Source organism: Ruegeria sp. ANG-R, assembly GCF_000813985.1.
Taxonomy (GTDB): domain Bacteria; phylum Pseudomonadota; class Alphaproteobacteria; order Rhodobacterales; family Rhodobacteraceae; genus Ruegeria.
The window spans coordinates 160995-180365 of sequence record NZ_JWLJ01000002.1; the positions used below are offsets into that span (position 1 = coordinate 160995).

The 19371-nt window shown below is 57.1% G+C and carries 21 protein-coding genes and 1 riboswitch; of the genes, 20 read left to right on the forward strand and 1 reads right to left on the reverse strand.

Going from position 1 to position 19371, the window contains the following annotated elements; genetic code table 11:
- The first annotated feature begins 28 nt into the window (after positions 1-28).
- The 20 genes from RA27_RS09370 to RA27_RS09465 all read left to right on the forward strand — a co-directional run bounded on the left by RA27_RS09370 (position 29) and on the right by RA27_RS09465 (position 18855).
- Positions 29-631, forward strand: coding sequence for an amino acid synthesis family protein (locus tag RA27_RS09370; protein ID WP_039538159.1), 603 nt, complete (start codon positions 29-31; stop codon positions 629-631).
- Positions 603-1415, forward strand: a complete 813-nt coding sequence (locus tag RA27_RS09375; protein WP_039537602.1) for an alpha/beta hydrolase — start codon at positions 603-605, stop codon at positions 1413-1415. The genes RA27_RS09370 and RA27_RS09375 overlap by 29 nt, the downstream gene beginning before the upstream one ends.
- Entirely contained in the window at positions 1412-2332 is a 921-nt protein-coding gene (locus RA27_RS09380; RefSeq protein WP_039537605.1) for a flavin reductase family protein, read from the forward strand. Before RA27_RS09375 ends, RA27_RS09380 begins: the two co-directional genes overlap by 4 nt.
- Position 2333: 1 nt before the next feature.
- Positions 2334-3371 carry an LLM class flavin-dependent oxidoreductase gene (locus RA27_RS09385; protein WP_039537607.1) on the forward strand — a complete coding sequence of 346 codons (1038 nt, stop codon included), beginning with the start codon at positions 2334-2336 and terminating at the stop codon, positions 3369-3371.
- Positions 3372-3380: 9 nt separating this feature from the next.
- A complete protein-coding gene (locus RA27_RS09390) occupies positions 3381-4847 on the forward strand; it encodes an aldehyde dehydrogenase (protein ID WP_039537610.1) in 1467 nt (488 codons plus the stop codon).
- Between the two features lie 140 nt (positions 4848-4987).
- Positions 4988-6031, forward strand: coding sequence for a LacI family DNA-binding transcriptional regulator (locus RA27_RS09395; protein WP_343294159.1), 1044 nt, complete (start codon positions 4988-4990; stop codon positions 6029-6031).
- Between the two features lie 95 nt (positions 6032-6126).
- A complete protein-coding gene (locus RA27_RS09400) occupies positions 6127-7431 on the forward strand; it encodes a sugar ABC transporter substrate-binding protein (protein WP_039537613.1) in 1305 nt (434 codons plus the stop codon).
- Positions 7432-7536: 105 nt separating this feature from the next.
- Complete coding sequence (locus RA27_RS09405; protein WP_039537617.1) at positions 7537-8403, forward strand: sugar ABC transporter permease; 867 nt, start codon at positions 7537-7539, stop codon at positions 8401-8403.
- Between the two features lie 12 nt (positions 8404-8415).
- Positions 8416-9246 (forward strand): carbohydrate ABC transporter permease, encoded by an 831-nt coding sequence (locus tag RA27_RS09410; protein ID WP_039537619.1) that lies wholly within the window; start codon positions 8416-8418, stop codon positions 9244-9246.
- A 12-nt stretch (positions 9247-9258) separates the two neighbouring features.
- Positions 9259-10263, forward strand: a complete 1005-nt coding sequence (locus RA27_RS09415; protein WP_039537622.1) for an ABC transporter ATP-binding protein — start codon at positions 9259-9261, stop codon at positions 10261-10263.
- A complete protein-coding gene (locus tag RA27_RS09420) occupies positions 10260-11033 on the forward strand; it encodes an L-iditol 2-dehydrogenase (RefSeq protein ID WP_039537625.1) in 774 nt (257 codons plus the stop codon). Before RA27_RS09415 ends, RA27_RS09420 begins: the two co-directional genes overlap by 4 nt.
- The gene (locus RA27_RS09425; protein ID WP_039537627.1) at positions 11033-12568 is read left to right on the forward strand and encodes a mannitol dehydrogenase family protein; all 1536 of its coding nucleotides are present in this window, start codon (positions 11033-11035) and stop codon (positions 12566-12568) included. Before RA27_RS09420 ends, RA27_RS09425 begins: the two co-directional genes overlap by 1 nt.
- Before the next feature lie 375 nt (positions 12569-12943).
- A riboswitch (cobalamin riboswitch) is annotated at positions 12944-13146 on the forward strand.
- 128 nt (positions 13147-13274) lie between these two features.
- Positions 13275-14060 carry a DUF4198 domain-containing protein gene (locus RA27_RS09430; protein ID WP_039537630.1) on the forward strand — a complete coding sequence of 262 codons (786 nt, stop codon included), beginning with the start codon at positions 13275-13277 and terminating at the stop codon, positions 14058-14060.
- Positions 14061-14066: 6 nt separating this feature from the next.
- Complete coding sequence (gene cbiM / locus RA27_RS09435) at positions 14067-14678, forward strand: cobalt transporter CbiM (RefSeq protein WP_039537633.1); 612 nt, start codon at positions 14067-14069, stop codon at positions 14676-14678.
- The gene (locus RA27_RS09440) at positions 14675-15256 is read left to right on the forward strand and encodes a hypothetical protein (protein ID WP_039537636.1); all 582 of its coding nucleotides are present in this window, start codon (positions 14675-14677) and stop codon (positions 15254-15256) included. Before cbiM ends, RA27_RS09440 begins: the two co-directional genes overlap by 4 nt.
- Complete coding sequence (gene cbiQ, locus RA27_RS09445) at positions 15256-16038, forward strand: cobalt ECF transporter T component CbiQ (protein ID WP_039537638.1); 783 nt, start codon at positions 15256-15258, stop codon at positions 16036-16038. Before RA27_RS09440 ends, cbiQ begins: the two co-directional genes overlap by 1 nt.
- Complete coding sequence (locus RA27_RS09450; RefSeq protein ID WP_039537641.1) at positions 16035-16682, forward strand: ABC transporter ATP-binding protein; 648 nt, start codon at positions 16035-16037, stop codon at positions 16680-16682. Before cbiQ ends, RA27_RS09450 begins: the two co-directional genes overlap by 4 nt.
- Before the next feature lie 353 nt (positions 16683-17035).
- Positions 17036-17542, forward strand: coding sequence for a hypothetical protein (locus RA27_RS09455; RefSeq protein WP_039537644.1), 507 nt, complete (start codon positions 17036-17038; stop codon positions 17540-17542).
- Positions 17543-17755: 213 nt separating this feature from the next.
- Positions 17756-18376 (forward strand): 30S ribosomal protein S4, encoded by a 621-nt coding sequence (gene rpsD / locus RA27_RS09460; protein WP_039537647.1) that lies wholly within the window; start codon positions 17756-17758, stop codon positions 18374-18376.
- Between the two features lie 116 nt (positions 18377-18492).
- A complete protein-coding gene (locus RA27_RS09465; RefSeq protein ID WP_039537650.1) occupies positions 18493-18855 on the forward strand; it encodes a LysR substrate-binding domain-containing protein in 363 nt (120 codons plus the stop codon).
- On the opposite strand, the gene RA27_RS09470 is transcribed toward RA27_RS09465, so the two are convergent.
- A complete protein-coding gene (locus RA27_RS09470) occupies positions 18856-19317 on the reverse strand; it encodes an Lrp/AsnC family transcriptional regulator (protein ID WP_039537653.1) in 462 nt (153 codons plus the stop codon).
- Positions 19318-19371 lie beyond the last annotated feature (54 nt).

A 19371-nucleotide genomic window follows, 5' to 3' on the forward strand; every position in this document is an offset into this window, starting at 1 on the left:
TGCCCGAATGTTTGAAAAAGGAATCGCCATGCCTGCCGAGATTCGCAAAACGCTCTTGCATGTCGAAAATACCCTGATCGAAGGTGGTAGGGCTGCAGAAACGCCGCTGAAGCTTATTGCGGCGATGGCAGTCATTCAAAACCCGTGGGCCGGGCAGGGCTTTGTCGACGACCTTGGTCCTGCGATCCGGGATTGCGCACCCGGTCTGGGTGAACTGCTGACCAATATTATCCTGGGCGTCGCAGGTGGGGGCGAAAAGGTCGAGGCCTATGGAAAGTCAGCGATTGTCGGGTTGAACGGTGAAGTAGAACACGCTTCGGCGTTGATACACACGCTGCATTTCGGCAATCATTACCGAAAGGCCGTGGGGGCGAAATCCTACCTTTCGTTCTGCAATACCCGCGGCCCGGCCAATGCCCCTTTGTTGATCCCGCTGATGGATAAGCACGACGGGGGCCGCCGGTCTCACTATCTTACGATCCAAACGTCGGTGGCGGATGCACCAGCTTCGGATGAGATTCTGATCGCGCTTGGCGCCTCAGTCGGTGGGCGCCCGCATCATCGGATCGGGGACCGCTATCAGGACATCAAGGAACTTGGCCATGACGTTGACAACCCTGCGGCTGTCTAAGTCGGATAAGTCCGTCTCGCTAAGAAAGCGGGGCGAAGGGCAGCCTGTGCTTCTGGTCCATGGTGTGGGGATGCAATCGGCGGCTTGGGGGCCGCAATTCAACGCGCTGAGCGATCTTTACCACGTTATCGCGGTTGATCTTCCGGGGCATGGAGGCAGTGACAGGCTGGCCTCTGGCAGCCAATTGCCTGACTTTGTGCATTGGTTGCACGATGTTGCCATAACGCTGAATTTAGGTCCGGTCGCGATTGCCGGGCATTCAATGGGCGCGCTGATTGCCGCAGGTTTTGCCGCCGAGTACGCGGATATGGTCAGCCGCGTTGCCTTGTTGAACGGGGTGTATCGCCGCGACAGTTCTGCCAGCGAAGCGGTTATCAAACGCGCCGCTGAAATCCGGGAGGGAAAAATTGATCTTGAGACTCCGCTGTCTCGCTGGTTTGGCAACAGTCCTGCCGACGTAGCGGCGCGCAGGCAGGTGGCGGATTGGCTCGGGTCCATGGATCGGGAAGGTTACGCCGTCGCTTACGACGCATTTGCGCATGGCGACGCGACCTATGCCAGCGAAATGAGCGGCGTCGCATGTCCCTTTCTGGCAATTACGGGCGATGCAGATCCGAACTCTACCCCGGCGATGTCGGACGCAATGGCCGCAGCGGTTCAAAACGGTCGGGCGATAGTTATCGAGGGCCATCGTCATATGGTGAACCTGACAGCGCCCGATACCGTGACTGCGCATCTGATCGACTGGCTTGATCAGCCCGCTGCCAAAAGGATGGCGCAATGACCGAGTTCGACGCCCGCGCGCTGCGCAATGCATTTGGAACCTTCATGACGGGGGTTACGGTGGTCACCTCGCATGACCCGGACGGTCATCCGATCGGGTTTACCGCGAATTCGTTCACCTCGGTTTCGCTCGACCCGCCCCTTGTGCTGGTTTGCCTTGCCAACAGCTCGAAAAACTATGGTGCGTTGATGGCTGCTGACGGTTTCGCAGTGAACATCCTTTCGGAAACACAGATCGAGGTCTCCAACACGTTTGCGCGGCCCGTCGAGGACCGTTTTGCCGGCGTCGAATGGCGTACCGGGCCAGCGGGATCTCCCTTGATCGAGGGATCTTCGGCCTGGTTTGATTGCACCACGCACAAAACCGTCGAAGCCGGGGATCACGTGATCCTGATCGGTGAAGTCAAAGCGTTCGACAGCACGCCCTCGGCTGGTCTTGGATACGTGCGTGGAGCCTATGTGACACCCTCGACAGCCGCCAGTGCCTTTATGCGAGACACCGACCTGGTTGTTTCGGCTCTGATCGAGCGGGCAGGCGAGGTCCTGCTGATTGAGATTGGCGACGATGCGCTTGCATTGCCTGAAGCGATTGTCGGGCCAGAGGGAGTGTCAGCAGCGTTAAATACGCTGATCGATGCCACCGGCCTGACGGCGAAACCGGGTTTCGTATATTCAGTGTACGAAGATGCAGATCGCAAGCGGCAGCACATAGCGTTCTTGTGCCAGGCCGCCGATGGCGACCCGCAGAAGGGGAAATTTGTCCCTTTGAACGCATCATCGTTCGGGGCAGTTGCCGAAGCGGCAACCCGAACCATGCTTGAGCGATTGACCGAGGAAACCCGGTTGGGAGATTTCGGCATCTACTACGGCGACAAAACCAGCGGTGAAGTCCGCCCCATTAAACGAGGAGGTCTCTGACATGCGCTTTTCGCTTTTCGTTCATATGGAACGCACCTCACCGGATCAGGACCAGAAAGAGCTTTATGAGAACTTCGTCGAGCTGGCCAAAATCGCGGATGAAGGCGGCATGTACGCAGTCTGGACGGGTGAACATCACGGGATGGATTTCACCATCTCTCCGAACCCGTTTCTGAACCTTGTCGACCTGGCCCGGCAGACCCGCAATGTGCGTCTGGGAACCGGTACCGTCATCGCGCCCTTCTGGCACCCGATCCGTTTGGCCGGAGAAGCGGCGATGACCGACATGATCACCGACGGCCGTCTGGATTTGGGCATCGCACGCGGTGCGTATAGCTACGAATACGAGCGGATGGTCCCGGGGTTGGATGCGTGGGAGGCCGGTCAGCGTATGCGTGAGCTTGTGCCAGCCATTCGTGGTCTCTGGGAAGGCGACTATGCGCTCGACGGAGAGTTTCATTCTTTTCCGGCCACTACGTCCTCGCCCAAACCCCTGCAAAGAGGCGGCCCACCGATCTGGGTTGCCGCACGCGATCCCAACAGTCATGAATTTGCAGTCTCGAATGGATGTCACGTACAGGTCACCCCTTTGTGGCAGGGCGATGAAGAAATTGTCCGGCTGATGGATACATTCAACGCAGCTTGCGCAAAATTTCCGGATATCCCGCGCCCTGAAATCATGCTGTTGAATCACACCTACATTGCTTCTGACGCTGCTGACGCACGCCGCGCGGCGGAGGAAATCAACCGCTTCTATTGTTATTTCGGCGCGTGGTTCAAAAATGAACGGCCTGTTTCACAGGGTCTGATCCAGACATTGAGCGATGAGGATATCGCCAATCATCCCTTCTATTCGCCCGAGGCGATGATGCGGGACAATGTAATAGCGACGCCAGAAAGAGCGATTGAACGCATTATGGGCTATCGTGATCTTGGGTATGATGAGTATTCTCTCTGGATCGATAGCGGGATGAGTTTCGAGCGCAAGAAGGCATCGCTTGAGCGGTTCATCGCGGACGTGATGCCCGCCTTCGCCTGAGGAGAGACAATGCGGCAGTTTCAGCACTACATAGGCGGTCATTTTTCGGATGGTGCCGCGCAGTTTGGTAGCCGCGACCCCGCGACGGGAGCTGTATGGGCGCAGATGCCCGAAGCCAGGGCGGATGATGTAAATGCCGCCGTCGAGGCCGCCCGTACCGCACTGAATGCGCCCGAATGGGCGAATATGACGGCGACAGCGCGCGGTAAACTGTTGTACCGGCTCGCTGACCTGGTGGCAGAGAATGCACAGACACTGGCTGAGCTTGAGACCCGCGACACCGGCAAGATCATTCGCGAAACCTCGGCCCAGATCGCTTATGTCGCAGACTATTACCGATACTATGCGGGATTGGCGGACAAGATCGAAGGGGCACACCTGCCAATCGATAAGCCGGACATGGAGGTCTGGCTGCGCCGCGAGCCGGTTGGTGTGGTGGCCGCCGTGGTGCCGTGGAACTCGCAGCTGTTTCTCTCTGCGGTCAAGATAGGGCCTGCACTGGCTGCAGGTTGTACGGTTGTCCTGAAAGCGTCCGAAGATGGCCCGGCCCCGATGCTGGAATTTGCACGCATCTTCGACAAGGCGGGTTTTCCTCCCGGTGTGCTGAATATCATCACCGGGTTTGGGCCGGAATGTGGTGCGGTTCTGACCAGCCATCCAGAGGTCGATCATGTCGCGTTCACCGGGGGGCCGGACACGGCGCGCCACATCGTGCGTAACTCGGCTGAAAACCTTGCGTCTACATCTTTGGAACTGGGCGGGAAATCCCCGTTTATCGTGTTCGAAGATGCCGATATCGAAAGCGCTGTGAATGCCCAGGTCTCGGGGATTTTTGCCGCGACCGGCCAAAGTTGCGTGGCTGGATCTCGGCTGGTTATCGCCAGCAAGGTCAAAGATGAATTTCTGGCCCGGCTCATAGAAAAGGCGGGTGAGATCGTGATTGGGGCACCTGATGACCCGCAGACCGAGGTTGGCCCGCTCTGTACCCAAGGCCAGCTGACGACGGCCACCGATCTGGTTGTGGAATCCGTCGCGGCCGGGGCCATGGTGATTGCTGGTGGACAACCTTTGGACCGTGCGGGGCACTATTTTCCACCGACCATCATTGATTGTACAGGCGTACCAGATGCACCCTGCCTGACGCGCGAAGCTTTTGCCCCGATCCTCTCGGTGGTCAGTTTCGAGACCGAAGCGCAAGCGGTGCAGATCGCCAACGATACCGCATTTGGGTTGGCATCAGGCGTCTTCACCAAAGATCTTACCCGCGCCCATCGGATGATCCGCAACCTGCGGGCCGGTATCGTCTGGGTAAATACATATCGCGCAGTCAGCCCGATTGCGCCATTTGGGGGGCACGGATTGTCGGGCCATGGCCGCGAAGGGGGCCTGCAGGCGGCGCTAGACTACACTCGGGTCAAGTCGGTCTGGTTGCGCACCAGCGACGATCCGATCCCCGATCCGTTTGTGATGCGTTGAATAGATCACCAAACTAAGTGGGCCATCTTACCGTTCATTAATCTCAGGATTCGTTGTTGATTCTGTCGCGCAGCATCTGATCATTGCTTTTTTGCGCGCGCAAAGAATATGTAAGCTATGATAAGATAGAGGTGTCTCAGATCCGCAGGCAGATTGGCATGACCAAAATAAAGAACATGGAAGAGTTCGCAGCCCTCAGCGGCATCTCGCGACCGACGGTTTCAAAGTACTTCCATGATCCAGACAGCGTTCGTCCAACAACACGCGCCCGTATCGAAGAGGCGCTGGAGCAGTTTGACTACCGTCCTAATATCTACGCGGTGAATCAGAATCGGAAGCTGACCAAGAATGTCGGTATCGTCGTGCCTTATCTGGCCGATCCGTTCTTTGCCGAGATCGCGCGCTACCTAGAGCAAAGCTGCATCGCGGCCGGGTATCGGACATCCCTGTTTAGCTCGCATGGCGAACAAAAGCTGGAAAACGAGATTCTGGACAGTTTGCAATCCATGAAGCCCGCCGGGGTTTTGTTGGCTCCATTGGGCCGAATTTCAGACCGCTCGGCGATCGAGAAGTTCTGTGCCAATGTTCCGACTGTTCTGTTTGACAGCAATCTTGATGGTTTGGGGGCCGCGTTTATCGGGTCGGACAATTTCAGCTTTGTATCTCAGACGGTGGAATACATGGTCCGGACGGGCGAACCTCCTTCTTTCTTTGAAATGCGCACCCCGGCAAACCCAAACGCGAACAAGCGAAGAAAGGCGTATGTTGAAGTCATGGAGCGCCTTGGGTTCGAGCCACATATCATCAAAGTCGACGGTACAGGCTGGGCGTTCGAAGAAATTGGACACAAGGGCGCGCTTAAAGTTCTCAAAGAACGTGAATTGAGGACAGCCTCGGTTCTGTGCAGCAATGACCGGCTGGCCATTGGCTTTCTTGCGGCCTGTTACGAACAGGGGATTCGGGTCGGCCGCAAAGATGATTGCACGTTGCGCGTGGCTTCAAATGACGATCATCCTTTCGCAAAGTTCACATGCCCCTCTCTGACGACGGCTGCGCACGACTATGACAACGTAGCCGGTCGAAGCGTCGAAACTCTGTTCGAACTTATTGAAAGCGGTGGGAAATTTTCATCCCGAACTGAGACGCTTTTCCCCGCAAGGCTTGTATTGAGGGATTCCTCATAACTTACTATTTTTAACGCGCGTAAAGTTTTTATTGACGGCGCGATAATTTTAGAACTACGCTCTCTGCACGACATCCAAGCTCAGGGAGGACAGGGATGTATCTGAAGCACGCACTTCGCGCGGCGACTGCACTGACGTTCGTCGCCACGGCAGCGGCCCACGCGCAAACGATTACAATCGCCACCGTGAACAACGGCGACATGATCCGGATGCAGGGCTACACCGACAAATTCACCGAAGAGACCGGCATTGATGTTGAATGGGTAACACTGGAGGAAAACGTGTTGCGTCAGCGCGTGACCACCGACATCTCAACCAAGGGTGGCCAGTTCGACATCATGACCATCGGCATGTACGAGACGCCCATCTGGGGTGCGAATGGCTGGCTGGTTCCGCTGGACGGTATGTCGGAAGAGTATGACGTCGACGACCTGCTTCCAGCGATGGCGGGTGGTCTCAGCCATGACGGAACGCTGTATGCAGCACCGTTCTACGGCGAAAGCTCGATGATCATGTACCGCACCGACCTTATGGAGAAGGCTGGTCTGGAGATGCCCGAGGCACCGACTTGGCAGTTCATTCGCGAAGCGGCTGCGGCCATGACCGACCGTGACAATGACATCAACGGAATTTGTCTGCGCGGCAAGGCTGGTTGGGGTGAAGGCGGCGCCTTTATCACCGTGACAGGTAATTCGTTCGGTGCACGCTGGTTCGACGAGAACTGGAAGCCTCAGTTCGATCAACCGGAATGGAAAGAAGCGTTGACCTTCTTCGTTGACATGATGAATGAGTCCGGTCCGGCAGGGTATGCAACCAACGGCTTCAACGAAAACCTGTCGTTGTTCCAGCAAGGCAAATGCGGGATGTGGATTGATGCCACTGTTGCGGCCTCTTTCGTGACCAATCCTGACGACTCGACCGTCGCGGACAAGGTCGGGTTTGCTTTGGCTCCCAATTCGGAAGGCGTGGACAAGCGGGCCAACTGGCTTTGGGCCTGGGCTCTGGCGATACCTGCGGGTACTCAGCAGGAAGACGCGGCCAAGCAGTTCATCGAATGGGCGACCTCGAAAGACTACATCGAACTGGTAGCCGAGAATGAAGGCTGGGCGAATGTGCCTCCGGGCGCACGCACCTCGTTGTATGAGAACCCCAACTACAAGGATGTTCCCTTCGCAAATATGACGCTGGAGTCGATCCTGATGGCCGACCCGCAAAACTGCTGCGCTCAGCCGACGCCGTATACCGGCATCCAGTTCGTTGCGATCCCGGAATTCGCAGGCATCGCCACGCAAGTCAGCCAAGAGTTCTCGGCGGTTTATGCTGGACAACAGACGGTGGACGAAGCGCTTGCCAAGGCGCAGGCGTTTACCGCCGAAGAAATGGAAGCAGCAGGTTACTGAGGCACACTCCCTGCGGGCGGGCAGTACCTGCCCCCCGCTCCACCCTTCCACAACCCACGTTTTTCTCGCAGGCTAAAGCTCGCCTGAACAGAGAGGGTTTGCGTCATGGCAACTCAACACTCCCGATCCGTCGCACGTCTGATGATGGCACCTGCAGTGGTCCTGCTACTTGGCTGGATGCTGGTACCCCTGACGATGACGCTGTACTTTTCCTTTAAGAAATATCTGCCGCTGCGCGGTGGGGATCTGGGCTGGGTCGGGTTCGACAACTATGTCCGGTTTGTCTCTTCAAGCTCCTTCTGGCCTGCCGTCCAGGCAACGCTGATGATTGTGGGTGGCGTCCTGATGATCACGGTGGTTCTGGGCATCCTTCTGGCGATGCTGCTGGACCAACCGATGTGGGGTCAGGGTGTTGTCCGCATCCTCGTGATCGCACCCTTCTTCGTCATGCCGACCGTATCCGCGCTGGTTTGGAAGAACATGTTCATGGACCCGGTCAATGGTTTGCTGGCGCACCTGTGGCGCTTTTTTGGAGCCGAACCGATTTCGTGGCTGTCCGAGGCATCGATGACGTCGATCATCATGATCGTCTCATGGCAGTGGCTGCCTTTCGCAACCCTGATCCTGCTGACCGCAATCCAGTCACTGGACAGCGAACAGCTGGAAGCCGCCGAGATGGACGGCGCGCCGGTGCTAAAGCGCTTCTATCACATCGTTCTGCCGCACCTCAGCCGCGCGATAACCATCGTGATCCTGATTCAGACGATCTTTCTTCTGTCGATCTTCGCCGAGATCTTCGTGACCACAGGCGGTGCATTCGGCACCCGCACCCTCACCTACCTGATCTTCCAGCGCGTTTTGGAAAGCCAAAACGTCGGCCTCGGATCTGCCGGAGGTGTCTACGCAATCATCCTAGCCAACATCGTCGCGATCTTCCTGATGCGCATCGTCGGCAAGAATCTGGACGCGTGAGGAGGTAAGACCATGGCCCGCGCCGTCACAACCCGCCGCAAATCGCTGAACACCATTCTGGCATGGGTGATCGGTTTGCTGATCTTTTTCCCGATCCTCTGGACGATCTTGACCAGCTTCAAGACCGAAGCACAGGCGATCGCAAGCCCACCGCTGTTCCTGAACTTCGATTGGACGCTGGAGAACTACGCCATCGTGCAAGAGCGTTCCGATTACATGCGGTTCCTGTGGAACTCGGTCATTATCGCCGGCGGCTCGACCATTTTGGGCGTCATCATCGCCGTACCCGCCGCATGGGCGATGGCCTTCGTTCCGTCCAAGCGGACTAAGGACATCCTACTATGGATGCTGTCCACCAAGATGCTGCCAGCAGTCGGTGTGTTGTATCCCATCTACCTGCTGTTCATCCGTCTGGGTCTGCTGGATACGCGCGGAGGGCTGGTCGTGGTCCTGATGCTGATCAATCTGCCGATCATCGTCTGGATGCTCTACACCTACTTCCGCGAAATTCCGGGTGAAATTCTGGAAGCCGCACGAATGGACGGGGCGACGTTGAAAGAGGAAATCCTCTATGTCCTCACCCCGATGGCTATCCCCGGCATCGCCTCGACCGTTTTGCTGAACTTCATTCTGGCTTGGAACGAGGCGTTCTGGACGCTCAACCTGACCGCAGTCGACGCGGCACCGCTAACGGCGTTTATCGCCAGCTATTCCAGCCCCGAAGGCCTGTTCTTTGCCAAGCTCAGTGCGGCCTCGACCATGGCAATTGCACCAATCCTGATCCTTGGCTGGTTCAGTCAGAAACAACTTGTCCGCGGCCTGACCTTCGGCGCTGTGAAATAAGGAACACGACACATGGGACGCATTCAACTCAAGTCCGTGACCAAAAGCTTCGGCGACGTGCAGGTCATTCCTCCGCTGGACCTGACCATCGAGGATGGTGAATTCACCGTCTTTGTCGGTCCCTCGGGCTGCGGTAAATCCACCCTACTGCGCCTGATTGCGGGGTTGGAGGATATCACGTCGGGCTCCGTCGATATTGACGGCTCTGATGCCACCGACGTGCCGCCCGCCAAACGTGGTTTGGCGATGGTCTTCCAGTCTTATGCGCTCTACCCCCACATGACCGTGCGCAAGAATATCGCCTTTCCCCTGCGCATGGCGAAGCTGGATCAGGCCGAGATCGACAAACGCGTCGAAGGTGCCGCCGGCGTCCTGAACCTGACCGACTATCTGGACCGCCGCCCGGGGCAGTTGTCCGGCGGTCAGCGTCAGCGGGTTGCCATCGGCCGCGCCATTGTGCGCGAACCGGCCGCGTTCCTGTTCGACGAGCCACTTTCGAACCTTGACGCTGCGTTGCGCGTCGGAATGCGGTTGGAGATCAGCGAACTGCACGAACGCCTGGCGACCACGATGATCTACGTGACCCACGATCAGGTTGAAGCGATGACAATGGCCGACAAGATCGTCGTTCTTCAGGCTGGTGTGATCGAACAGGTCGGCAGCCCTCTGGAACTCTACCGCACACCACGCAACCTGTTTGTTGCAGGCTTCATCGGATCACCCAAGATGAATTTCATCGAAGGCCCAGAGGCCGCAAAACACGGCGCCCAGACCATTGGTATCCGCCCTGAACACATCACCGTTTCGGAAACCGAAGGTGAATGGTCCGGGGTTGTGAGCGTCTCTGAACATCTTGGCTCGGACACTTTCTTTCACGTCCATGAGACCGGCTTGGCTGAGACAATCACTGTCCGCGCAGATGGCGAGGTCGGGTTCCGCCACGGAGATCGCATTCATCTGACCCCACGGGCCGACGTGATCCACCGTTTTGACGCGAAAGGGTTGCGCATCGAATGACACGTCTTGCGGGCAAAACCGCCCTGATCACCGGGGCCGCGCGTGGTATCGGGCGGGCTTTTGCCAAGGCCTATGTTGCCGAAGGCGCGCGTGTCGCCATCGCAGACATAGACGTCCAACGGGCGAAGATGGCAGCGACTGAAATTGGTGGTGCCGCGTTGGCGATTGAAGTGGATGTGACCGATCAGAGCAGCATCGACGAAGCTGTCGCGGACACAGCAGCCCATTTCGGCCCGATCGACATTCTGATCAATAACGCGGCCATTTTCACGGCTGCGCCAATCATTGAGATCGATCGCGCCGACTACAACCGCGTTTTTGACATCAATGTCTCAGGTGCTCTATTCACGATGCAGGCCGTTGCGCGCCATATGATCGAGCACGGCACCAAAGGTCGGATCATCAACATGGCTTCACAAGCCGGACGGCGGGGCGAGCCTTTGGTCGCTGTATACTGTGCCAGCAAAGCCGCGATCATATCTCTGACCCAATCAGCGGGGCTGAACCTCATCTCTCATGGGATCAACGTGAATGCCATCGCTCCCGGTGTGGTCGACGGCGAACACTGGGACGGTGTAGATGCGTTCTTTGCAAAACACGAAGGCAAACCCCGGGGTCAAAAGAAACGCGAAGTGGCGGCTGCCGTCCCCTATGGCCGTATGGGCCGGGCCGAAGACCTGACCGGCATGGCGGTGTTTCTTGCCTCGGACGAGGCAAAGTACATTGTCGCACAAACCTACAATGTCGACGGCGGAAACTGGATGAGCTGATGGACCCTCTGGCGAACGCAAAACCCCCAGTGTGGCTGCGGCACGGCAGCCTTGCAGAGCTTCCAGCGACGGTCAGAACACCCGCGTATGTGCCCTCGGACCTGACGCCGGGCATTGTCCATATCGGGTTGGGCAATTTCCACCGCGCACATCAGGCCTGGTATATCCACCAGCTTATGCAGCAAGGTCAGTCCCGCGACTGGGCGATCATCGGAGCCGGTGTGCGAAAATATGATGCCGAGATGCGAGAGAAGCTGCTGGCGCAGGACTGTCTGACAACGCTGATCGAGCTTGACCCGAATGGGATATCTGCCGAAGTGATTGGTCCGATGATCGACTATCTGCCGATTGAAGACGGGCACGCCGCGCTGATCGCGAGGATGGCTGATCCAGCCATCCGGATTGTGTCGCTGACCGTGACCGAAGGCGGTTATTTTTTGGATGTCAACACCGGTGCGTTCAACCCGGATCACAGAGATATACGCCATGATGCAGAGAACCCCAAAGAGCCGCGCACGGCCTTCGGCGCAATTGTTTGTGCACTCAGACAGCGCTGGGTGAATGGGCTGAAACCCTTTACCGCGCTGAGTTGCGATAACCTTCAGGGCAATGGGGCGATACTGAGAAGCTGCGTCGTTGGTTTGGCGCGTATGTCCGACCCTGATCTGGCCGACTGGATTGACCGGAACGGGGCGTTCCCTGACTCGATGGTGGACTGCATCGTGCCTGCGACGACTGACAAAGTGATATCGCAGTGCAGCGCGCTTGGCGTCAAGGATCGCGCGCCGGTCTCGCATGAAAACTATCGCCAATGGGTGATCGAAGATGACTTTTGCGCCGGACGACCGCCGCTTGACCATGTCGGCGTTACGTTGACGCGCGATGTTCATAGTTATGAGACGATGAAGCTGCGCATTTTGAACGGAGGCCACCAATTACTCGCAAATGTCGGGGAAATACTGAATGTTCCGACAATTTCGGATTGCATGCAGGACCCGGACATCGCGGCGTTCTTCAGGAAAGTGCAAGCTGAGGAAATTCTGCCTCATGTCGATGCCGTTCCGGAAACCTCGGCGAAAGAGTACCTTGGATTGGTTGAACGTCGATTCTCAAACACTGCGATTCACGATACGACGCGCAGGGTCGCGTTCGACGGATCTGCACGCCACCCCGGATTCCTGCTGCCATCGTTGCGCGATGCACTTAAGTCTGACTCGCCAGCGAACGGGCTCGCGCTGGCCGAAGCGTTCTGGTGCCGGATGTGTGCGGGTGTTCGCGAGAACGGCTCCGAAATCGGCCCCAATGATCCTCAATGGGAGAGCCTGCAGAAAACCGCTCTGGCATCAAAAGCCGACCCAGAACTTTGGCTCGAACAACGCCAGTATTGCGGCAACTTTGGTCGCGGCACACGTTTTTCCGAAACGTTTGCCTTCTGGCTGACGGCGGTCTGGCAGCGAGGTAGCCGAACAGCCATAGCTGAATATGTCGCTGGCGGTTCCTCCTCACGCATGGTGTCTAGTTCTGGCGTCATATAGGTCGGCACGACGATGAATTGATCCGGTTCTAAAGCTCATTTTTCTAACGTATTTATATGGTCTGAGGCCGTTGGCTGTCGTTAAGCGACAGGCATGGTTTTAGGAACCAAGTAAGTCGGTCAAATTCGACCGAGCTGGCCGTGGCTTTCGTCGTAGTCTCGTTTGAAGGTTGCGTCCCTGAATGCACAGGTCATGCGTTCGGCTTGGCCATTAACTTAAGGTTAGAGTTTCGGTAAAATCTGCGGTCACAATCGATCAGCAGAATGTGATACGCACGTGGGCTGCGTTCCAGGGAGTGCCTAAGCAGTTCCGTACCTTCGCAAATCACTCTGTCAATGCCGCAATTGGTTGTTGACCGCGTCTCAGTTGTTCTGGCATGAACGCGCCATGTTCGGTTCCGGGGACGTCCTCGGAAGCAATAGGGAATGCAGTGCGGTACACTTCGTGCCAACTCTGCAACTGCCCCCGCAACTGTAGGCGGCGAGCGCGGCTGATTTTGCCACTGGGATATCCCGGGAAGGCCAGCTGAGCGCTTTGACCCGCAAGTCAGGAGACCTGCCGAACATGCGCCCCCGGAAGGGGTGTTCATCATCGGCGACGGGGTGTGCGCCGGGTCCGTTTGTCTTTGCCGGCGAACGGGGTCACGTCCCCCAAAGTCAAAACAAAAACGTGCCGGGGAAGGCGCGACGTGAGAAGGACTGATTTCATGAAAAAACTGCTTTTGGCGGCCACTGCCGTGGTGGGTATACCTGCGCTGGCCAATGCTCATTTCCTGCTGGAATACACGGACGACACTATGATCGAGCGTCCGGGTGACGTGCCGGTGAAACTGGTGTTCTGGCATCCGTTTGAAGCCGGGCATGTGATGACACTGGAGAAACCGGAAGAGTTCTTTGTGATCCACAATGGCGAAAAGACCGATCTGATGGATACGCTGGAAGAAACCACTTTCGACGGTCCGGAGAACAGCGCCAAGGCCTTTCTGGGCTCGGTGCCGGTGAAACGCTCGGGAGACTATGTGGTGGTCACCGTGCCAGCGCCTTACTACGAAGAGTCCGAGGATATCTATATCCAGCAGATCACCAAGGCATATCTGAACCGCAACGAGTTGCCCACTGACTGGGATCAGCCGCAGGGTCTGGCCACTGAAATTCTGCCTCTGAACAAACCCTACAACATTATTGCCGGTTCGACCTTCACCGGCCGTGTGCTGAGCGAAGGCAAACCCGTCGCTGGTGCCGAGATCGAAATCGAATACATTGCCGCCGCGCCTGACATGGAAGGGACCGGGGCAAAAGAGGCCACCGTGTCCCCGCTGCCGGGCGGTGCTCTGGTCGCGATCTCTGACGAAAACGGCTATTTCAGCTTTGGTGTTCCCAAAGCCGGCTACTGGGGTTTTGCCGCGCTGGGTTCCGGCCCGAAAACCGAGCATGAAGGTAAAGAACTGAGCCAGGATGCGGTGATCTGGATTCGCGCCTGGGATCTGGAGTAAGCCCCGATGCACATTGTTGACGGAGCCCTTTCGAACCCCGTTGTGATCGGCGGTGCAGTCGCCGCCGCCGGGGGCATCGCTTTGGGGCTGAAATCGCTGGATATTGATCGCATTCCCACTGCGGGCGTGCTCTCGGCCAGTTTTTTTGTCGCCTCGCTGATCCATGTGCCGATTGGCCCGTCTTCTGTGCACCTGATTCTGAATGGTCTGGCCGGGCTGTTGCTCGGCTGGGCCGCCTTTCCCGCTCTTTTTGTGGGCTTGCTGCTTCAGGCCGTGTTCTTCGGCTTTGGCGGACTGACCGTTCTTGGGGTCAACACGGTGAACATCGCCCTTCCGGCCGTATTGACCTGGATGATCTTTGGCCGTCTGATCGCACGCGGCTCTCCTGTTCAGGGGGCGGTCTGGGGCGGTGTTGGTGGTGCATTTTCCATTGCTGCTACAACCGCTTTCGTGGCTCTCACTCTTGCTCTGTCCGGGGATGAGTTCCTGCCCGCCGCAAAGCTTGTGTTTTTTGCTCATATCCCGGTCATGGTCATCGAAGCGGTGCTCACGGGATTTGCCGTTCTGCTGGCGCGCAAGGTCAAACCGGAACTTTTTCCAAAGGACGCTTCCGCATGAAACAGCTGTTCCTTGTGATGTCACTGATGCTGACGCCATTGCCCGCTCTGGCGCATAAGGTGATCGCGGGGGTATTTCCCGCCGGCGATGCAATTGAGGGCGAACTGGGTTTTTCCAATGGCGATATGGCCGCAGATCAGGAAGTGATCGTCTACGGCCCTGACGGCACCGAACTGGGCAGAACCGTAACCGACTCGGATGGCTTTTTTCTGTACAGCCCGACAAAGCCTGTGGCGCATACGTTCAAAGCGGACCTTGGCGCCGGGCATGTGGCTGATATCACCATGCCTGCGCAAGACGTGGCCGAAATCCTGGGGGTTGCCGCGGACGTTGCGGAACCTGTCACCCCGATTGCACCCTCAGGGGGCGCCGAAACGGTGATGGTGGCGTCTCTTTCGGACGAGGAGCGTGCGGCGATCGCCAAGGTTGTGCGTGATGAAACCCGTCCACTGCGCCGTGAAATCGCCGCCTACCGCGAACATAACGATCTGCAGAGCATCTTGGGCGGGATCGGCTATATCGTGGGATTGTTTGGCATCGGATTTTACGTCGCAGCACGTAAGAAAATGGCCGCCTGATGGCACATGCGCTGGGACCCCAGGCCAAGACGCTGGCCGACGCGGGTGGCGATACCGCTTACGGGCTGATCGGGGATTACGACCCCCGTATACGCATCGTGATTGCCTGCATCTTTGCCGCTGTCACCGTTGCCTTAAGCACGATTGCAGCGCTGATCGGTGCCATGTTTGTGTCGGTCGGGCTTTTGCTGGCGTCGCGGTTGCCCGTCCGCCGTACGCTCAAGCGAATGGCGATGATGGACAGTTTCATCATCTTCATGCTGGTGCTCTTGCCCTTTTCCATGCCCGGAGAGACCATGTTTACGGTCTTTGGCTTTCCGGCCAGTTGGCAGGGTCTTTGGAAAGCGGTCGAGATCGCTCTGACGGCAAACGCGGTTATTCTGGCGCTGATGGTTCTGGTCGGAACGCTGGAGCCTGTCACTCTGGGACATGCGTTGCACAAGCTACGCTGCCCTGAGTTGCTTGTACATCTCCTGATGTTCACGATTCGCTATATCGAAGTGCTGCGTGAAGAATACCTGCGCTTGCGTGGCGCCATGAAAATCCGTGGTTTTCGCCCGGGTACCAACTGGCATACCTACCGCAGCTTTGGGTACCTTGTCGGTATGATGTTGGTGCGCGCCATCGAGCGGTCAGAGCGTATTCTGGGTGCTATGAAATGCCGGGGTTTTTCCGGGCGGATCGTGTTGCTGCAAAGCTTCAGCATGACCCGGCGCGATTACATGTTCGCCGCGATGTCCTGTACAGTTTGCCTTGGGCTTCTATTCTTGGATTTTCTATGACCGTCCTCAAGCTAGAAGATGTAAGTTTCGCCTATCCCGGTCACGCTCTGGTGCTGGACGGGGCCTCTTTCCGGCTTGAACCGGGACAGCGCTTGTCGATTGCGGGGCCCAATGGCGCAGGAAAATCGACCCTGTTCCGCATCGTCCTGGGCCTTCAGACCCCGACCGCCGGGCGCGTGACGATCTTTGGAAAAGAGCGGCGCGTCGAGGCAGATTTTCACGAAGTCCGCCGCAGGATCGGGTTGGTGTTTCAGGACCCCGATGATCAGTTGTTTTGCCCGACTGTGGCGGAAGACATCGCATTTGGTCCGCTCAACCTGGGGCGCAGCGTGCCGGAGGCGCTTGCCATCGTCGACAGAGTGCTGGCTGACCTGAACCTGATGCACCTGCGCGACCGAATTACGCACAAGCTCTCTGGCGGTGAAAAGCGGCTTGTGACGCTTGCTACCGTGTTGGCGATGGAACCCGAGGCGCTGCTTCTGGACGAGCCTACCAATGCGCTCGATACCAAGAACGAAGCGCGGCTTTTAGAGATTTTACAGGGTCTGCCTCAGGCAATTCTGCTGGTCAGTCACGATCCGTCGTTTCGCCAGGCACTGGCGCCGGACACACTCGAGTTGCGAGATGGAAAGCTGGTTGCTTAGAAGTGTTTTCTGCGACCTGAGAGCCACGATTGATTGATGCGGACTGAATTCTGGGCGATGGCTTACCGGCTCGGAGGTCAGTCGAGAATTGAGATCTTCACAATATATAGATGCGCAATCAATCTTCGAAAGACTGATTGCGGGGTGAAGCACGGAATCGGGTAGCTTGTAGCAAGCTATCGGTGCAAGACACTGTTCGGCGGTTTCGCTAATTTTCTTTGAGAAGTATCAATGTGAGCTTGTTCTTCAGCAACAATTTCGTGATTGCTGCATTTCGGTCTCTTTTCTGCCCATTTTTTCGTTGATACACAGACTGAGTAAAAAGTGGGATGAGTAAAAGTGCGGGCGGACAGATGAGAACCGGTAGTAACGGTCAAATAGCGATATTTTGGAATCAGACGGAAATTGACGGGCTTGAGGCGGCACCTCTTGCCCATTTGGCCGTTGGTCGGGCTTGGTCGTGGAGAGGACGCGGAATTCGGCTGGTTGCCGAGACCGGCCTGATTGCTCGGCAGGCTGAAACCTCCGGTGTAGCGACCGTTCTGGCTGCCAGAGCGGATTTGATCGCGACTGGTGAGATCATCAGCGACCATGCCAAAATCGAGTTTTCAAACGGCGCGCAAACCTTTGTTGCCGAGCTTGTGCGCGTTGTCGGGGAAGCGTCCTTGGTGCTGGTGTTTGAAGATGGGTGCCCTGAACCCGGTCAGGAATTCTGGATCAGCGCAGCCGCTTCGCATATTGAGCCCAGCGAAATTGATCGGGCCGATGATGATAAGGTCGTCGCGTTTCCGGCGGCGCAGACTGGTGCAAGGTCAGTTCCTGTTGATCTTCCAAAAATTGCGGGCTGGGCCGCTGAATAGCGGATATTTCTCTTAATATTCCCAAACATCAGTTGATATCCTGACGAATGGATACAGTGATGTGTTGACTCTGGCTAAAGCACGGATATAAGCGCGGCTTCATTGGTGTTGGTGGCCCCCGCGAGGGGATGCCTGTCATGGGGGAGACCTCAAGAGGACAACGCCCTTCATAGTGGCCTGCATAGGCCTCGACCTAAACGAAGGAGATCAGCCGTGACCAAACGCACGTCTGCCAAGTACAAAATCGACCGCCGGATGGGCGAAAACATCTGGGGTCGTCCGAAATCCCCGGTCAACCGTCGTGAATACGGCCCCGGTCAGCACGGTCAGCGCCGCAAAGGCAAACTGTCGGACTTCGGTCTGCAGCTGCGCGCTAAGCAGAAGCTGAAAGGCTACTATGGCGACCTGACCGAGAAGCAGTTCCGCCGCATCTATGCCGAAGCCGAGCGTGTCAAAGGTGATACCGGTGAAAACCTGATCGGCCTGCTGGAGCGCCGTCTGGATGCCGTCGTCTACCGTGCCAAGTTCGTACCGACCGTGTTCGCCGCACGTCAGTTCGTGAACCATGGTCACGTCAAAGTGAACGGCAAGCGCGTCAACATCCCGTCCTACCGCGTCAAAGAAGGTGATGTGATCGAAGTCCGCGACAAGTCCAAGCAGTTGGCTGTTGTTCTGGAAGCTGCTGCACTGGCCGAACGCGATGTTCCTGACTACATCGATGCGGACCACTCGAAAATGACCGCGACCTTCGTGCGCGCACCGGGCCTCGGCGATGTGCCTTACCCGGTTGTCATGGAACCGAATCTGGTCGTTGAATTCTACGCGAAGAACTAATCTTCGCCATTCCGACTTTGTATTCAGAGCCGCACCCTCGGGTGCGGCTCTTTTCGTTTCGCCAACAGGATGATGTCAGATGTTCCCGCGCTGTGGCGCGGGTTTGCGATGCCGGAATGGGCTGCACGTATGACCACCGACCCGACCGGCGTGGTGGATTATGGTTGGTCTACGAAAAGCAGAAAGATTTGCCGGAAATCGTTCATGAAGCCAATCCCGGTTCGCGTATTAGGGGGCGGTTCGGCGATATGGCCACCGGGTTTGCGGCGGCTCGGGCGGGAGTGGGAGTGGTCAGGATGCCAATGCTGCTTGGTCGGTCACTGGCGGGGCTTGTTCGGGTGCCTTCACCGCCACCGCAGCCTTATGCGGATATCTGGATCGTTGCGCGCCCTGATGTCTGGCCCTCGGCCAGGCTCGAAGCGTTCCGCGCGATTGCGGCTCCTCATTTTCGCAAAATGCGCCCGAAGTTCATCACTTGATCAGATCGGCAGCGGGCGGCTCTCGGCGATGGCTTCCATCGCAAAGTACGACGTGACGCTGTCCAGCTCGACCTTTTCGATCAAGCGTTGATAAACCTTGTCGTACGAGACCATGTCCTGTGTCACGACCTTGAGTTGATAATCGTAATCTCCCCCGATGCGGTGAAAGTCGACCACTTCGGGAATGGTCAGCACATGGCTGCGGAAGGCCTGTAACCACGCGGCGGAATGGTGGCGTGTACGGAGCATGACGAAGACCACCAGGTTCAGCCCCAGTTTTTCGCGTGCGATCCGCGCTGTTGAGCCCTGCAGGACTCCTTCGTCATTCAGGGCCTTCAATCGCCGCCAGCAAGCATTTTGCGACAGGCCGACGCGATCTGCCAACTCTCGCTGAGACAATGTTGCGTCTTTCTGCAGCTCTTTCAGTAGGCGCGTGTCAATTTGATCTAAATTTTTGTTCATATCAAATCATATGACACAATTTCTGTATTATGAAGTCATAAAAAGGGGAGGTTT

What these genes read in the sequence shown, in the direction of transcription:
- cbiQ (WP_039537638.1), top strand. Translation starts at nt 15,256, where the DNA reads ATGGCACATGCGCTGGGACCCCAGGCCAAGACGCTGGCCGACGCGGGT.
- RA27_RS09425 (WP_039537627.1), top strand. Translation starts at nt 11,033, where the DNA reads ATGGACCCTCTGGCGAACGCAAAACCCCCAGTGTGGCTGCGGCACGGC.
- RA27_RS09415 (WP_039537622.1), top strand. Translation starts at nt 9,259, where the DNA reads ATGGGACGCATTCAACTCAAGTCCGTGACCAAAAGCTTCGGCGACGTG.
- RA27_RS09375 (WP_039537602.1), top strand. Translation starts at nt 603, where the DNA reads ATGACGTTGACAACCCTGCGGCTGTCTAAGTCGGATAAGTCCGTCTCG.
- RA27_RS09370 (WP_039538159.1), top strand. Translation starts at nt 29, where the DNA reads ATGCCTGCCGAGATTCGCAAAACGCTCTTGCATGTCGAAAATACCCTG.
- RA27_RS09465 (WP_039537650.1), top strand. Translation starts at nt 18,493, where the DNA reads ATGGGCTGCACGTATGACCACCGACCCGACCGGCGTGGTGGATTATGG.
- RA27_RS09405 (WP_039537617.1), top strand. Translation starts at nt 7,537, where the DNA reads ATGGCAACTCAACACTCCCGATCCGTCGCACGTCTGATGATGGCACCT.
- RA27_RS09470 (WP_039537653.1), bottom strand. Translation starts at nt 19,317, where the DNA reads ATGAACAAAAATTTAGATCAAATTGACACGCGCCTACTGAAAGAGCTG.
- RA27_RS09410 (WP_039537619.1), top strand. Translation starts at nt 8,416, where the DNA reads ATGGCCCGCGCCGTCACAACCCGCCGCAAATCGCTGAACACCATTCTG.
- RA27_RS09455 (WP_039537644.1), top strand. Translation starts at nt 17,036, where the DNA reads ATGAGAACCGGTAGTAACGGTCAAATAGCGATATTTTGGAATCAGACG.
- RA27_RS09450 (WP_039537641.1), top strand. Translation starts at nt 16,035, where the DNA reads ATGACCGTCCTCAAGCTAGAAGATGTAAGTTTCGCCTATCCCGGTCAC.
- RA27_RS09440 (WP_039537636.1), top strand. Translation starts at nt 14,675, where the DNA reads ATGAAACAGCTGTTCCTTGTGATGTCACTGATGCTGACGCCATTGCCC.
- RA27_RS09385 (WP_039537607.1), top strand. Translation starts at nt 2,334, where the DNA reads ATGCGCTTTTCGCTTTTCGTTCATATGGAACGCACCTCACCGGATCAG.
- RA27_RS09390 (WP_039537610.1), top strand. Translation starts at nt 3,381, where the DNA reads ATGCGGCAGTTTCAGCACTACATAGGCGGTCATTTTTCGGATGGTGCC.
- RA27_RS09400 (WP_039537613.1), top strand. Translation starts at nt 6,127, where the DNA reads ATGTATCTGAAGCACGCACTTCGCGCGGCGACTGCACTGACGTTCGTC.
- RA27_RS09380 (WP_039537605.1), top strand. Translation starts at nt 1,412, where the DNA reads ATGACCGAGTTCGACGCCCGCGCGCTGCGCAATGCATTTGGAACCTTC.
- RA27_RS09420 (WP_039537625.1), top strand. Translation starts at nt 10,260, where the DNA reads ATGACACGTCTTGCGGGCAAAACCGCCCTGATCACCGGGGCCGCGCGT.
- cbiM (WP_039537633.1), top strand. Translation starts at nt 14,067, where the DNA reads ATGCACATTGTTGACGGAGCCCTTTCGAACCCCGTTGTGATCGGCGGT.
- RA27_RS09430 (WP_039537630.1), top strand. Translation starts at nt 13,275, where the DNA reads ATGAAAAAACTGCTTTTGGCGGCCACTGCCGTGGTGGGTATACCTGCG.